This is a genomic window from Edaphobacter sp. HDX4 (genome assembly GCF_036877565.1).
Classification (GTDB): domain Bacteria; phylum Acidobacteriota; class Terriglobia; order Terriglobales; family Acidobacteriaceae; genus Edaphobacter.
The window spans coordinates 34,607-49,196 of sequence record NZ_JAEDXW010000024.1; the positions used below are offsets into that span (position 1 = coordinate 34,607).

General features: G+C 57.1%; 11 protein-coding genes. 8 read left to right on the forward strand and 3 right to left on the reverse strand.

Going from position 1 to position 14,590, the window contains the following annotated elements:
* Positions 1-138 precede the first annotated feature (138 nt).
* Positions 139-1,578, reverse strand: coding sequence for an ATP-binding protein (locus JAO29_RS19180; RefSeq protein WP_334269881.1), 1,440 nt, complete (start codon positions 1,576-1,578; stop codon positions 139-141).
* 16 nt (positions 1,579-1,594) lie between these two features.
* Here JAO29_RS19180 and JAO29_RS19185 point away from each other — a divergent pair, with 16 nt between their 5' ends.
* The 8 genes from JAO29_RS19185 to JAO29_RS19215 all read left to right on the forward strand — a co-directional run bounded on the left by JAO29_RS19185 (position 1,595) and on the right by JAO29_RS19215 (position 11,053).
* A complete protein-coding gene (locus tag JAO29_RS19185; protein WP_334269882.1) occupies positions 1,595-2,725 on the forward strand; it encodes a universal stress protein in 1,131 nt (376 codons plus the stop codon).
* Positions 2,722-3,420, forward strand: coding sequence for a response regulator transcription factor (locus JAO29_RS19190; RefSeq protein ID WP_334269883.1), 699 nt, complete (start codon positions 2,722-2,724; stop codon positions 3,418-3,420). Before JAO29_RS19185 ends, JAO29_RS19190 begins: the two co-directional genes overlap by 4 nt.
* A gap of 84 nt (positions 3,421-3,504) precedes the next feature.
* On the forward strand, positions 3,505-4,932 hold the full coding sequence (locus JAO29_RS19195) for an outer membrane beta-barrel protein (protein WP_334269884.1): 1,428 nt from the start codon (positions 3,505-3,507) through the stop codon (positions 4,930-4,932).
* 106 nt (positions 4,933-5,038) lie between these two features.
* A complete protein-coding gene (gene kdpF, locus JAO29_RS23640) occupies positions 5,039-5,125 on the forward strand; it encodes a K(+)-transporting ATPase subunit F (RefSeq protein ID WP_442886440.1) in 87 nt (28 codons plus the stop codon).
* Positions 5,126-6,889, forward strand: a complete 1,764-nt coding sequence (gene kdpA, locus JAO29_RS19200; protein ID WP_334269885.1) for a potassium-transporting ATPase subunit KdpA — start codon at positions 5,126-5,128, stop codon at positions 6,887-6,889.
* Positions 6,890-6,910: 21 nt separating this feature from the next.
* The gene (gene kdpB, locus JAO29_RS19205) at positions 6,911-8,950 is read left to right on the forward strand and encodes a potassium-transporting ATPase subunit KdpB (protein WP_334269886.1); all 2,040 of its coding nucleotides are present in this window, start codon (positions 6,911-6,913) and stop codon (positions 8,948-8,950) included.
* A gap of 10 nt (positions 8,951-8,960) precedes the next feature.
* A complete protein-coding gene (gene kdpC / locus JAO29_RS19210) occupies positions 8,961-9,518 on the forward strand; it encodes a potassium-transporting ATPase subunit KdpC (protein ID WP_334269887.1) in 558 nt (185 codons plus the stop codon).
* Between the two features lie 527 nt (positions 9,519-10,045).
* Complete coding sequence (locus JAO29_RS19215) at positions 10,046-11,053, forward strand: zinc-binding alcohol dehydrogenase family protein (protein WP_334269888.1); 1,008 nt, start codon at positions 10,046-10,048, stop codon at positions 11,051-11,053.
* 18 nt (positions 11,054-11,071) lie between these two features.
* Here the strand turns inward: JAO29_RS19215 and JAO29_RS19220 are convergent, their stop codons facing one another.
* A complete protein-coding gene (locus tag JAO29_RS19220) occupies positions 11,072-11,809 on the reverse strand; it encodes an IclR family transcriptional regulator (RefSeq protein ID WP_334269889.1) in 738 nt (245 codons plus the stop codon).
* Between the two features lie 55 nt (positions 11,810-11,864).
* Positions 11,865-14,585, reverse strand: coding sequence for a glycosyl hydrolase (locus tag JAO29_RS19225; protein ID WP_334269890.1), 2,721 nt, complete (start codon positions 14,583-14,585; stop codon positions 11,865-11,867).
* Between the last annotated feature and the right edge of the window lie 5 nt (positions 14,586-14,590).

The following is a 14,590-nucleotide window of genomic DNA, read 5'->3' on the forward strand; positions in this document are numbered from 1 at the left end:
CTTCCCAACTTATGTGGTCGACGAAATTGTAAGCCGTCGCGTGATTCAGAGCATCGCGTGCTCGCGATGGTTTGGCCATTCCATTATCGTCGCCCAGTCTTACCGGATACGGCTCGCGGAAGGAATCTTGGTTCCCAACTAAGCCCCAGCATCTGGCAGAGAGATCGTGAAAACAGACCCTCGAGACCGTTGACTGGTTACCGTGATCTCTCCCCCATGTGCGTGGACGATAGCTCTGGTGATGGCTAGACCCATTCCAGTTCCCGCAGCGCCAGTTGTGCGAGTTCGAGAGCGGTAGAAGCGCTCGAAGATCAAGCCTTGTTCGAATTCATCGATACCAGACCCCTGGTCCGCCACACTGATACTGACTCGACTGTTCGCAAGACCGGCGGAAACGGCTATTGGCGTCCCCGGTTCCGAATACTTCGCCGCATTTTCTAGCAGATTGCACAAAGCTTTCTCAAAGAAGACGGCGTCCACCTTCACCCTCAGCGACTCCGACACATCGATCCGCAGCGGGTGTTGCGTTTTGACCCACCCACACGCTTCAACGGCTTCGTCGACAAGGCTCTGCACACTTTCCGCTCTCATATGCATCTGGACCTGTTGGGTATCGAGTTGAGACATCTCTACAGCTTCAGACACCAGATGATTCAGCCTGTCACTCTCTTCGTCGATGATGCTCAACAACTCGTGAGCGTACTCTCCATCCATCCCCCCGGAGAGAAGTGTCGTTGCAGCCCCTTTGATTGAAGTGAGCGGAGTACGCAACTCATGAGTAATGGAATCGATCATGAGCGTTCGCAGCCGCTCGCTCTCCTTAGCCGCCTCGCCGCGAGCTAAATTCTCCCACGCTTGAGCCCTATCTAGGGCCAGCGAGATTAGTCCTGCTATCGCATCTGCCGTCTCCTTGGAGAGTTCCGGTAAATGCAGAACGAACAGACCTTTTGGACGAACGCCAGACCTCAGTGGGATTTGGAAATCATCACCCTCTATCTGAGTACTCGTGAGCGAGCTTGCGAGCTTCGCAAGATGTGGGAGTTCCACCTCCGACACAGATGCCGCACCTGCCTGATACAGACGGTTCCCTTCAATCAGATAGAGGTATCCTGCGGTTGCTGACGTAATACCCACCACTGTGGCGGGTAAGGCGCTTTGGAGTGTTGCCACACTCTCCGGCTGAAGCAGCTCTCTGCTCAGGCGAAACAGTGTATCCAGTTCGCGCTGGTGGGCTCGGGCGTCATCAGCCTCATCGCGAACGCGTTGGGAGAGCCGGCTCGCAATGATTGAGGTTGCAAGAAAGGCCAGAAGGGCCAGCCAGTTTTCGCTGTCCGCGATGGTGAATGTATTGAACGGGGGAAGGAAGAAGTAGTTGTAGCAGCCTGCAGCCACAATTGAAATGACGACCGCGTATCGCAGACCCCACTCTGCCGCCAGCACCAGCACCAGCAGGAGCAGTGAAAGCGCGACCGTCGTCGGGTTTACATGAAGCCACCGCTTGTAGACGAGTACAATTCCGGCGAGAGCACATGTTGCCAGCAGCCACTTTGTGATCACGAGTGTGCGGCGGGAGTTCATGGAGGAATTGTACGACTTGAGCATTTCGATCAAATCGCCCGAAGACTGGCTGCAGTCCACCGAGACGGAGAAGCAGAAAGGGCGTTTTAAGATCTTTCTTGGCTATGCGCCCGGCGTCGGCAAGACCTTCAGTATGCTGAGCGAAGGCATCCGACGCCGCAGTCGTGGAGAGGATGTTGTGATCGGCGTGATCGAAACGCATGGCCGTGTGGCGACGGCTGAGCTGGCCCGGAAGTTGGAGCTTGTCCCCAAGCGTGAGATCGATTACAAAGGCACGTTGTTCGAAGAGATGGATGTCGATGCGATCCTGGCCAGAATGCCACAAGTCGTTCTGGTGGATGAGCTTGCGCATACCAATATCGAGGGTAGCCGCTTCTCCAAGCGGTACGAAGATGTCCTAATCCTGCTCGAGAACAAGATCGACGTTCTTAGCACAATCAACATCCAGCATGTAGAAAGTTTGTCTTCCCGCGTACAGGCGCTCACCGGTGTCACCGTTCGCGAACAGGTACCTGACTGGGTCTTGGATCGCGCCGACGAGATTGTCATCAGCGATCTGACGCCTGAAGCACTTGTCACACGGATGCGACGTGGCGATATCTACCCGCTGGACCGGGTAGAGCGCTCGCTATCTAATTTTTTCCGGCGCGGCAACCTGATCGCGTTACGGGAGATGGCACTGCAGCGAGTCACGCGCGCCGTCGACCGTAGCCTTGACGATTATGTGAAGCGCAAGAACCTTGGAGCGCACTGGACTGTCGCAGAAAAGATCGCTGTCTGCATTAGTTCTAACTCCCAGGCACATGATCTGATTGCTCGAGGAGCACGAATGGCCGAAGCGCTAAATGCTGAGCTATACATCCTTCACGTCTTCAGCGACCGCGATCAGGAACCCGATCGCAAGCGCATGCTGGATGCAAGCCTGCAGTTCGCGAGAAACATCGGAGCCGCAGTGATCGACCTGATTGGCCCTGATACGGCGCGCGCCACAGCGACGTTCATACGAGAGAATAGGATTTCGCAGGCGATTGTGGGCCGTTCGGCGACCCACGGCTTGAAGAGCTATCTCTACTATCTTGCTATCCAGAAGCTCATGTCGGAAGCTCCCAACGTTGACCTTCATATTGTTACCCAGGAGACCCGTTGAATCGCATTCTCGTCGTGGATGATGAACCGCAGATTCGTCGCATGCTCAGGACTTCGCTCCAGAGTAGTGGTTATGAGGTCGTCCTCGCGTTGGATGGGGCAGACGGCCTCAAACACTTCGAAGAGGAGCGCCCTGATCTGATCATCACAGACCTGGCCATGCCGAATTTAAACGGTGTGGAACTGACCCAGGCCGTACGTCGCCTGGGTACAACGCCGATCATTGTCCTCAGCGTCCGGGATGCTGACGCCATGAAGGTACATGCATTGGATGAGGGTGCAGACGATTATCTAACGAAGCCGTTCAGCATGCCCGAGCTGCTGGCGCGCGTGCGCGCACAGCTTCGGCGCACGCCGGCGATGCCTGTTGAGTCCGGACCTATCGAAGTGGGTGATTTCGTCGTTGACCCGGAAGCACATACGGTAGCTGTGCAGCATGCGGCAGTTCACCTCACCCCCAAAGAGTTCGATTTGCTGCTCCTGCTTGCTCGGGCACCAGGTAAGGTCCTCACGCACAAAGTACTGCTCCGCGCGATTTGGGGACCTGCAGGCGATGGCCAGCCTGAGTACCTGAGAGTGCTGGTAGCGGGACTGCGGAAGAAGATCGAACGCTTCGAAGGTAAACGATATATCCAAAGCGAGCCGTGGGTCGGTTATCGCTTCCTGCCGTCAGGATTCACATCGACAGAGGGCTAGCTCGTCAAAACCTTATGACTTCTTAACGCCTTCTCTACGGACTTTCAATGGTTCCCGGAGCTTCAATAGTCTCCGAGGCTAGCAATGAAGTCTGTCATCCTAATCCTCCGAACTCTCATACTCAGCGCGTTTGTCACTGCACTGCACGCGCAGCAAGCCGTTCCCCCCAATCTAACCGACGCGCAGCGGGATGCAGAGATAAAGCAACTGCACACCGAACTCGACGCGCTCGCAGCACGCCTGGCAGCTCTCGAATCCAGTCCCAATCAGGTTGTTCGTCCGGGCGCCGGCGGGAATCCTTCATCAGCTGCAACCGCCGTAGGTTCGCCAGGTGAATCCGCGGCAACATCCAACCAGCCTCTCTCTTCGGAGACATCGAAGATGGATGAGGCGACCCTCACCTTCTTTCGCGGCACCACCCTGAGCTTTGTCGTTGACGGTTACTACGGCTACAACTTCAACGCGCCCATCGGTCGGGTTAATCTCTTGCGTGCCTACGATGTGACATCGAATAGCTTCAACATCAACCAGGCGGGCATGATCGTTGAGCACCTGCCGAGTCCTGAGCAGCGCTTCGGCGGGCGTCTTGACTTGCAGTTTGGTCAGGCGACCGAGACGCTGCAGGGATCATCGGTCAATGAACAACGCCCGCAGGTCTGGCGGAATCTCTTTCAAGCTTATGGCAGCTATCTCGCTCCTGTCGGCTCGGGACTGCAGATCGACTTCGGCAAGTTCGCCAGTTCTCTCGGGAACGAAGGCAATTACACCAAAGATCAGATCACTTACTCGCGCTCCTACAGCTTCAACTATCTCCCCTTCTATCACATGGGCCTCCGAGCGAACTACAACATCACACCGAAGCTGAACGTGGCCTACTGGCTCGTAAACGGAGCGAACGACACCGAAGATCTCAATGGGTTCAAATCGCAGGCCTTCCTCTTCACAATCAAACCGGCTTCCACGTTGAGTTGGAACGTGAACTACTACTTCGGCCAGGAAGCTCGGGATGTAGTTTCCACGCTGAACCCTGCAGCTCCGAGTTCTCCGACGCAGCCGGGCCTTCCGACCACAAACATAAATCCCGCCCCGAACGGCCGGGAGCATATCTTCGACACGTATGCGGTATGGAGCGCCACACCGAAACTCACTCTGGTTGGGGAAGCGGATTACGTTCTCAACCGCACGCTGCAGCAGCAACAGCCGCCGCGTGTAACCATCGGCAGCCTCACGGCGAAGTATGCGCTGGCACATCACTGGAACCTGGGAGCACGCGCAGAGTATTTCGATGATCGAGGCGGTCTGTTCAGCGGTAAGACGCAGGCCTTGAAAGAGGGAACTGTCTCTCTGGATCATCAGTTCGCACCTGGCTTCCTCGCACGTGCTGAGTTCCGCCGCGATTTCTCGAATCAATCATTCTTTCTCACCGATACACAGGGAGCTCTCGTGCATGCGCAGAGCACGGCCACACTCGGCCTCGTGTACTGGTGGGGCATGAAACAGGGTAGCTGGTAACAGGAGGTTCCGTGCTCGACATCGTCGCTATTATCTCGTTTCTCATCCTCTTCGCTGCCTGCATGTCCTATGTGCATGGCTGTGACCGACTGAAAGGAAAACACTGATGCTGGTCAACATCCTTTTGCTTACCATCTCTGCCGCTTTGCTCACCTATCTCGTCTACGCTTTGCTGCGTCCGGAGAAGTTCTAAATGTCTCTCAACGGTTGGCTTCAAATCCTGCTCTTCATCATCGTTGTTCTGTTACTTGCGAAGCCCATGGGCAGCTATCTGACACGCGTCTTCAATAGACAAAGAACTTTTCTGGATCCTGTGCTCACACCGTGCGAAGGCTTGCTCTATCGCCTGACAGGCGTGAAGGCTGAGCAAGAGATGCGATGGACCGAATACGCCGTGGCAATGCTCCTCTTCAGCTCCGCGACCATGGTCCTCACATACGTCGTGGAGCGTCTGCAGCACGTCCTTCCTCTCAACCCGCAGCATCTGCCAGCAGTTGAGCCGGCGCTCGCTCTTAACACCGCAATATCGTTCACGACCAACACCAACTGGCAAAGCTATGTTCCTGAAGCCACCATGAGCTATCTCACGCAGATGCTCGGGCTGGCCACGCATAACTTCTGGTCGGCAGCCGTGGGACTGGCACTTGCCGTTGCTTTTATCCGCGGCATTGCAAGGCGGGAGTCGAACACGCTTGGCAACTTCTGGGTCGACCTTACGCGGGGAACGCTCTGGGTCTTACTGCCTATCTCGATCGTATTCTCACTCGCTCTGGTGTCTCAAGGTGTCGTGCAGAACTTCCGTGCCTACGACACAGTAAACCTCGTCGAACCACAGACTGTGATCGGATCTGATGGGAAAGCCTCGATTGTGACGACGCAAACGATAGCGCAGGGTCCAGTCGCTTCGCAGGAAGCGATTAAGATGCTCGGCACGAATGGTGGAGGATTTTTCAACGCCAACAGCGCACATCCTTTCGAAAACCCAACGCCACTGACCAATCTCCTGGAGATGATTTCCATCTTCCTTATCCCGGCAGGACTGGCAATCTCCCTCGGACAGATGACCGGCTCACCTAAGCATGGATGGGCAGTGCTTGCAGCCATGGTGGTTCTCTGGTTCGTTGGAGTGTTTACCTGCTACTGGGCTGAATCGCAACCGAATCGCATGCTTCATGGTGTCGATCAGCACGTTTCTGCGACGCAGTCCGGGGGCAACATGGAGGGCAAAGAAGTTCGCTTTGGTATCGCGAACTCGGCACTCTTCGCCACCGTCACGACCGACGCCAGCTGCGGCGCGGTGAACAGTATGCACGACAGCTACATGCCTCTTGGCGGCATGGTCCCGATGGTCAACATCCTATTAGGCGAGATCGTCTTCGGCGGGGTCGGCGCAGGTCTCTATGGCATGCTGATCTTCGTCATTATGGCGGTTTTCATTGCGGGTCTGATGGTGGGCAGAACACCGGAGTACCTCGGCAAGAAGATCGAGGCCTTCGACGTTCAGATGTCCATGCTGTACCTTCTGATCTTTCCGCTCCTCATACTCGGCTTCGCTGCGGTAGCGGTTCTTATGCCGGATCTCGGACTCAGCAGTCTGGCAAACCACGGCCCCCATGGTCTCAGCGAGATCCTCTACGCATACACGTCGGCGACCGGAAACAACGGCTCGGCCTTTGCAGGGCTCAATGCAAACACGCACTGGTATAACTACTCGCTTGCAGCCGCTATGTTCTTCGGACGGTTCTTCATGATCGTCCCCATGCTGGCCGTCGCAGGCAATCTCGCACAGAAGAAGATCGCACCAGCATCGGCGGGTACATTCCCTGTGACGACTCCCCTCTTCACCCTCCTGCTTACCGCCGTTATAGTCATCGTGGGTGCGCTCACCTTCTTCCCCGCACTCTCCCTTGGGCCAATTCTTGAACACCTCTTGTTGCGTGCCGGTCACGCATTTTGAGCGCGGAGTAAGGAGATTCGAATGTCTACACAATCCAATCGTCGTTCACTCTTCAATGCGACAATCGTCCGTCGCGCATCCATCGATACGCTCGTGAAGCTGAATCCCCGTGTGATGATGCGCAACCCGGTGATGTTCGTGGTGGAAATCGGCAGCGTACTCACCACCGTTCTGCTCATCAGCAATGCGATACAGCACAAGGGCCATCTTGGCTTCAATCTTCAAATCACGCTGTGGCTGTGGTTCACGGTGCTGTTCGCGAACTTTGCGGAGGCAATGGCAGAAGGACGGGGCAAAGCGCAGGCTGACGCACTGCGTCTGGCAAAATCTGAGACGACTGCCTATCGTGTCACCAAGGGAGAGGTCCAGGAGGTCCCGAGCTCCCATTTGCGCATCCATGATGTCGTCCGCGTCGCTGCCGGTCAGATGATTCCCGGTGACGGTGAGGTAATCGAGGGCGTTGCCTCTGTTGACGAGTCGGCGATCACCGGCGAATCCGCTCCAGTGATCCGCGAGGCAGGTGGCGATCGCTCGGCTGTAACGGGCGGAACTCGCGTTCTCTCCGATATCATCACCGTCCGTATCACCTCGAACCCGGGAGAAACATTCCTGGACCGAATGATCGCTCTGGTCGAAGGGGCTGAACGGCAGAAGACACCAAACGAAATCGCTCTGAATATCCTGCTTGCAGGACTAACCATCATCTTCCTGCTTGCCGTTGTCACGCTGCAGCCGTTTGCTGTCTACTCCGGCGCGCCACAAACTATCTTCGTGCTGATTTCTCTGCTGATCTGCCTGATTCCCACCACCATCGGGGGCCTGCTCTCCGCTATCGGGATCGCAGGAATGGATCGGCTTGTGCAACACAACGTGCTTGCGACCTCCGGACGAGCCGTTGAAGCCGCAGGCGATGTCAGTACGCTGTTGCTCGACAAGACGGGGACGATCACGACCGGCAATCGCCACGCATCTGAATTCATAGCCGCCCCCGGTGTTACAGAAGAAGCTCTCGTGGACGCGGCACAGCTTTCATCTCTTTCTGATGAGACTCCCGAAGGCCGCTCCATTGTGGTTCTCGCGAAAGAGAAGTACAACCTTCGCGGTCGTGCATTGGGACAGCTCAATGTCGAGTTCGTTCCTTTCTCCGCAACCACCCGCATGAGCGGAATTGAAGTCGATGGCCGCAGTATCCGCAAAGGCGCGGTTGACGCAATCGCTCGCCATCTACAGGACCACGGCTCGGAGATGCCGGGCCAGTTGCGCCAGGCCGTTGAGTCTATCGCGAAGAGCGGCGGTACCCCGTTAGTGGTTGCCGAAAACGGCAAAGCCCTCGGCGTGATTCATCTGAAAGACGTTGTGAAGGGCGGCATGAAAGAGCGCTTCGAACAACTCCGGGCGATGGGGATACGCACCATCATGATTACCGGAGACAATCCCCTTACCGCCGCAGCCATCGCCCGGGAGGCAGGTGTGGATGACTTCCTCGCCGAAGCGAAGCCGAAGGACAAGATGGACCTCATCAAGCGCGAACAGGCTGATGGAAAGCTTGTGGCGATGACCGGTGACGGAACGAACGACGCACCCGCGCTCGCGCAGGCGGATGTAGGCGTCGCGATGAACTCCGGTACCCAGGCTGCAAAAGAAGCTGGCAACATGGTCGATCTTGACTCGAACCCAACGAAGTTAATCGAGATCGTGGCGATCGGAAAGCAACTGCTCATGACGCGTGGAGCTCTCACTACCTTCTCCATCTCGAATGATGTTGCGAAGTACTTCGCCATCATTCCGGCAATGTTCGCGGGTGTTTTTCCTGTACTCAATGCTCTGAATATCATGCATCTGCACAACGCCGAATCCGCGGTGCTCTCCGCAGTTATCTTCAACGCGCTCATCATCATAGGACTCATCCCTCTGGCTCTTCGCGGAGTAAGCTACCGTCCCATGTCGGCGGCCGCAATGCTTCGTCGCAATCTGATCGTCTATGGCGGCGGCGGAATCATCATTCCGTTCCTTGGCATAAAGGCCATTGATATCGTCATCACCGCGCTCCATCTTGCATAAGGAAGCAGATATGAAAAAGCACCTCATCACCGCATGCCTGTATACATTGATTACGGCAGTTGGCCTGGGTCTGGTCTATCCCGCTGTCATTACCGGGATCTCAAAACTCGCCTTTCGCGATAATGCGGACGGTCAACTCATTCGCTACAACGGCAAGTTGATTGGCTCACGTATCATCGGCCAGCCTTTCACGGGACCGGGCTATTTCCACAGCCGTCCCTCTGCTGCTGGACTCGGCTACGACGCATCCGCTTCATCCGGCTCAAACCTTGCGCCTACGAATAAGGCGCTGCCCGATCGCGTAGCGGCGAGCGTGGCAAAAGAGAAAGACGGCGCCGATGTGCCCGTAGATCTGGTGACCACGTCGGGTTCAGGGCTCGATCCAGACATCAGCCCCGAGACCGCCTTTTATCAAGTAGATCGTGTAGCGAAAGAGCGTCATCTTAGTCCCGAGACGGTGCGCAGCCTGGTTCAGAGATTCATTACGCCCAGACAGTTTGGTCTGCTCGGGGAGCCAAGAGTCAATGTTCTCCAACTGAATCTTGCTTTGCACCAGATAGTACGCTGAGCCCTGATCCATGCATCGGCGGCACAAGACGTTTTTGACGAACAAAAGCTGCCATGCTTGCTTCACGGTCAAGAAGCCGAACCATTCAGCTAATTTAAGCTGACCTCCCACGAAGTGATAGGATTTTCGAAGTAGGAGGAGATTGATGAGTTTGTCGAGTGAATCGAGCCACTGGCTTGATCGTAACTGGTACTGGCTTGTGATTCTTTACGGAATTATCTTCGTCACGTTTCTGGTCTCTTTTAAGCCAAACTTTTAGTTATTCGTCCGCCGCTCTGGCTCAGGCAAATTTCTGGAGTGCGTACGATGCTCCGGACCTTCTTCTCACTCCTGAGAGCAAGGTCCGAAGCATCGTTCAGCCTGCTGGACCCTTCATGCCCTCTGGCCGCATCCTATACCAGCGCTCCTGAATCGAAGCTAAGGCTGATGCATCTGTCCAGCCACAGCAACACCTGCATCGATAAACGTTTATCCTTTACTGAAACTAGATAGACGGTTATGGCAGCAATGCCATGAATCGAGGCGAGATGAAGGCTGTATCACTGCTGCGGGCCGGAGAGGCGAGGGTTATTGAGACCTCTGAGCCTGAAAATCTTTCCGGGGAGCTATTGCTGAAGGTCGAGATGGTTGGACTTTGCGGCACCGATCTGAATAGTTTCCGCGGCAAAAACCCACTGGTTAGCTACCCTCGCATTCTTGGACACGAGATCGCAGCAACCGTTGCCAGGGGATCGGCGACGATGCCCGCTGGCACACGGGTCACGGTGTCCCCGTACACAAGTTGCGGTACCTGCGCCTCCTGCCGCAGACAGAGGTTTAACGCCTGCCAGGGGAACCAGACCTTCGGCGTGCAGCGGGATGGAGCCTTGGCGGAGTGGCTCTCGGTCCCCGAGGAGAAGGTCTATCCATCGCATCTGTCTCTGAAGGAACTATGCCTGGTGGAACCGTTGACGGTCGGAGTACACGCCGTCTCCCGAGGCCGGGTCACAGCGGACGATACGGTCGTTGTCTTTGGATGTGGCGGCGTTGGGCTGGGTGCGATTGCTGGAGCAGCCTTTCGCGGAGCACGCACGATCGCAGTTGATCTTGACGATACAAAGCTCGAGACAGCACGTGCCGCGGGTGCCACTGAGTTGATTCATTCCGCCCGCGAAGACTTTCGCCAGCGTCTCCGCGAGCTTACCGATGGCCACGGCCCGGATGTCGTGATCGAAGCGATCGGCCTGCCGGAGACATTTCGCGCGGCGGTGGAAGAGGTTGCGTTTACCGGGCGCGTCGTCTACATCGGCTATGCGAAAGAGCCCGTCGCTTACGAGACGAAGCTCTTTGTCCAGAAAGAGCTGGATATTATGGGCTCGCGGAACGCCCTGCCCACAGACTTTCGCGAAGTGATTGCAATGCTCGAGCGGGGAAACTTCCCTGTCGAACGCGCCGTGTCGGCGGTGGTAGGAATGGAAGAAGCCCCCGCAATACTGAAGGAATGGTCAGATGCGCCGGCATCATTCACAAAGATCATGGTCCAGGTCCCTGGCTAGGTTCGGCTCCCGGCCACTCTATCCCTTCGCCAAGCTACGCGAGATCGCTCTGGCCGTTTCCAGAAGAGCCGCCTGAACCTCTGCTTCGTGCTTCTTGTCCATGCGAATGGTCGGGGTGGAAAGGCTGATCGCTGCAACCACCCGGTCTCCTTCCGTGCGGATGGGCGCACTGAAACAGATTCGTCCACGGATCGACTCTTCCCTGTCCCAGGCAATTCCGAATTTGCGGATATCCTCAAATTCGGCGAAGAGCTTCTTGCGGTCTGTGATGGTGTGTTCCGTGCGCGGCGTCAGACCGTAGACCTCGAGCATTCGGTCTGCAAGTGCACGGTCCTGGAAGGCTGTGATCGACTTTCCCATCGCGGAGCAGTGTGGGGGAAGAACGCGTCCGATCTTGTTGGTCATACGGATCTCGTGAAACGTCTCCAGACAGTCCAGCATATGAATCCGGTCATCGAAGAGGTAGGCCAGGCTGACCGTCTCGTTGAAGGCATTAACCAGCTTCTCCATCTCGGGGCGAGCGACTTCGCGCACATGCTCCGCAGCACGGACCAGCCATCCAGAGATCAGCCGCGGAGAGAGCTGGTACGTTCCGTCACTATGCTGCTGCAGGTACTCATGGTGCTCCAGCGTCCTGAGCACATGGAACAGCGACGACTCCGGAAGCTGCATCTGCGCGCTGATCTCAGAGAGAGGTATGCCTTCCACTTCGTAGGAGCAGAACGCAGCAAATTCTCTGGCTGGTATGAAGGGCACGTTCAATAAAATCGCCCAACTCGAAGGGACAGCCCCCTTCGAAAGAAGGTATTCGCTACTGCTCCCTCTCGCGCACAATCGTGACCGGACCAAAGATTCCGGACGGAACCGGCTGGAGATTCTCCATATCCTGCATCTGGAACCGATCTCCATACTTTGCCTTGAGAGCGGTGTAGTCGCGCGGTGGCTGTGCGGCCATCTCGTTGACGGCCGTGTTGTAAACGCGAATCTCGACCGTGTTTTTGCCGGCATGCATGAACTTCGTCAGGTCAAGTTGGTAGGGCGGATGCCAGAGGGAGCCGACCCGCTTGCCATTCAGGAAGACGATCGCTGCTTCGCGGATCGGTGGATCATACCAGGCGCGCATGCCGACCCGGGGCTCCGGCTTAGTCTCCGGCACGGCCTTGCCATCGGCGAATCGTAGCAGGAAGTGCTCGCCAGTCTTCGGGGCGGGAGCCTCGAAGCTGGTGCTGTAACGCACCTCCCCGGAGTAGAACTTCTCACTCGAGTCGTCGGTCCAGACGGTATCGGCATCTTTCTTCGCGGGCAAGGCAGGCGATCCCTTGCTCCCCGGAAAAGCTGCTGACCAATGCGCGAGATCGATAGGTGCGCTTGCCTCCGCGGTCAGCACCATGGATTTGGTGACGCCTGCCGAAGAGGGGCCTGCATGCAGGATAAGCAGGCGGGAACCATAAGGCTCGATCGTAAGTGGTTTCTCCAGGTGAGCGGCTGTAATTGCGCCATCCTCAGGGTCCCACCACTCCGCAGTCGTGTAGCTGCTTGCGGTATGCAGAGGAAGCGTCTGCGGCTGTGGCGAGGTGTTCGCGATGAAGTACACGTCCGCGTTTTGCAGGCGACGATGGATGAACCCAATGGCGCCCTCTGCCGAGTGAACATCGAGGTCAGGACGAAGACTGCGGTTGATGGCAGACGGCAGCTCAGTCTCGCTCTGCACGTGCGTCGATTTGGCGACCAGTTGCTGCACCGCGGCCTTGATCTGCGGAGTCTCCTTCGCGTCCTCCATACCCGTCGCCATGGAAGGCGTGGTGCCGACGAAGAGGATCTTGCCTGCCGCCTTGGCATAGGCGGACATCTGTTCGACCTCGCTCAGGCGCATACGCTGGGTTGGAGGAACGATAAGCAACGGATGCTCATGAAGGCGTGCAAGGGCAGCCGCGTCCACGTAATCGACGTTGTGACCGGTCCCAAGGATCGCCTCCATCAAAGCGGGAGAGATCCTGGTCCTCATCTCATCGGTGACGGAGACATGCCCAGGCCGGAAGTCTGCCTGTGCGTCGTCCTCAGGCAGCAGCACGGCGACGTCGTTGGCAGGCTCGCCCTGGCGCAGAACCCAGCTTACCCTTTGCAGATACTTCGTCACGTCCGGCATCACCGGCCACCAGGGATTGTGCGCATCGAAGACCGCCGCGGCATAGAGCGAGTATCCCGGTTCGGTCGCATAAGGCGGCGAATAGGGCCATCCATGCCCGATGATCTGGTTGACTCCCTCAACAAACATCCGGTCCGCCTCTGCCTTCATGTCCAATGGAGTCGCGCGAAACGCAGGCGAGTGGAGCCATGTCCATGTCTCTGCGGAGGTGACGTTGTTTCCAAAGAGGTGATTGGCTGAGGAAGCCCAACGAGTGAAGGAGAAGCGATCCCATTGCGGGCCTTCGCCTTCCGGCAGTTGGGGGATACTCTCGTCGCTCAGAGTTGCGGCGGGAGTTCCGTAGGTCTGCGACCGGAAGCGCGTCTTGTGAGCCGTGGCATACTCAGCCATGGGGCGAAGATAATTTTCACGAACCAGATCGGAGAGTGTTTCGGCCCAGTCGTGGCGAACGGCCTCCGCCTGGGGAGTTCCGCCTTCCACCAGCTCCGGAAGATGAGGAATCAGATCGTAGCCGCGACGCTTCTTGAACTCCTCCGGCAGGGTTCGGGTCCAGTCGCTGCCGTAGACCTCGAGCGAGTCGGAGAAGATAGCGTATGGAGGCGCATCAGAGAAACCTTTCAGCAGAGCGTCTCCGACCGTATGCAGATGGGTGTCGATTGCCTCGCGTGACATATGGTCGAGCACGTAGCCTTCTCCGCCCACCGCCGCACGCTTGACCATCTGACGCGTATGGCTGCTGATGAACAGCAGCAGAACCTGTGGGCCAGAAGACGCAGGGAGAGAAGCCGTTGTGTCGGGAAATTCGATCTGCTTCGCGGTCGCGGCATCGTAGTGGTCGACAGTCCCCGCTGCGACGAATGCTGCGATCGGCGTGTCGCCCTTTGCCATCTCCGGCAACTTTGCCGCAGGCAAAGCCAGCGTAACAATCTTGAGACGTCCCGCTGCGAGGTCAATCGGTATCTGGGGCCCTCCGAAGGGCCAGCCGCTGCCTAAGGTAAGGTCGACCCGCATGCCGAGCGCGCTTCCCTGCTGCCGGGCGAAGTGAAGCATGTCCACCATCTCCGGCGAGGCGTAAGGGAGATTCCTGATTCCCTTCTGAGGGTCGTCGAGGGCGAGCGGGTAGACGGATGCGAGTTCGAATCCCCCGAACCCGCCCTCTTGCATCTGGTGAATCTCTCGCGCGATCTCTTCCTTGGTGACTGCGGGACCGAACCACCACCAGCGGACCATGGGTCGCGCGTCGTTAGGAGGTTCAGCGAATTCTTTCCTAAGCTGATCGATGTTCTGCTGCGCCTGCAGCGAAGCCGCTCCCACTGCTGTCACGACTGCAACGGACAGCATAGCCGTAAGAAAACGGCCTCTTCCAGAACCCGCAATACGTTTCATCGACC

Coding starts and splice junctions, on each gene's coding strand:
- JAO29_RS19180 (WP_334269881.1), bottom strand. CDS start 1,578: ATGAACTCCCGCCGCACACTCGTGATCACAAAGTGGCTGCTGGCAACA.
- JAO29_RS19195 (WP_334269884.1), top strand. CDS start 3,505: ATGAAGTCTGTCATCCTAATCCTCCGAACTCTCATACTCAGCGCGTTT.
- kdpF (WP_442886440.1), top strand. CDS start 5,039: ATGCTGGTCAACATCCTTTTGCTTACCATCTCTGCCGCTTTGCTCACC.
- kdpA (WP_334269885.1), top strand. CDS start 5,126: ATGTCTCTCAACGGTTGGCTTCAAATCCTGCTCTTCATCATCGTTGTT.
- kdpB (WP_334269886.1), top strand. CDS start 6,911: ATGTCTACACAATCCAATCGTCGTTCACTCTTCAATGCGACAATCGTC.
- kdpC (WP_334269887.1), top strand. CDS start 8,961: ATGAAAAAGCACCTCATCACCGCATGCCTGTATACATTGATTACGGCA.
- JAO29_RS19215 (WP_334269888.1), top strand. CDS start 10,046: ATGAAGGCTGTATCACTGCTGCGGGCCGGAGAGGCGAGGGTTATTGAG.
- JAO29_RS19225 (WP_334269890.1), bottom strand. CDS start 14,585: ATGAAACGTATTGCGGGTTCTGGAAGAGGCCGTTTTCTTACGGCTATG.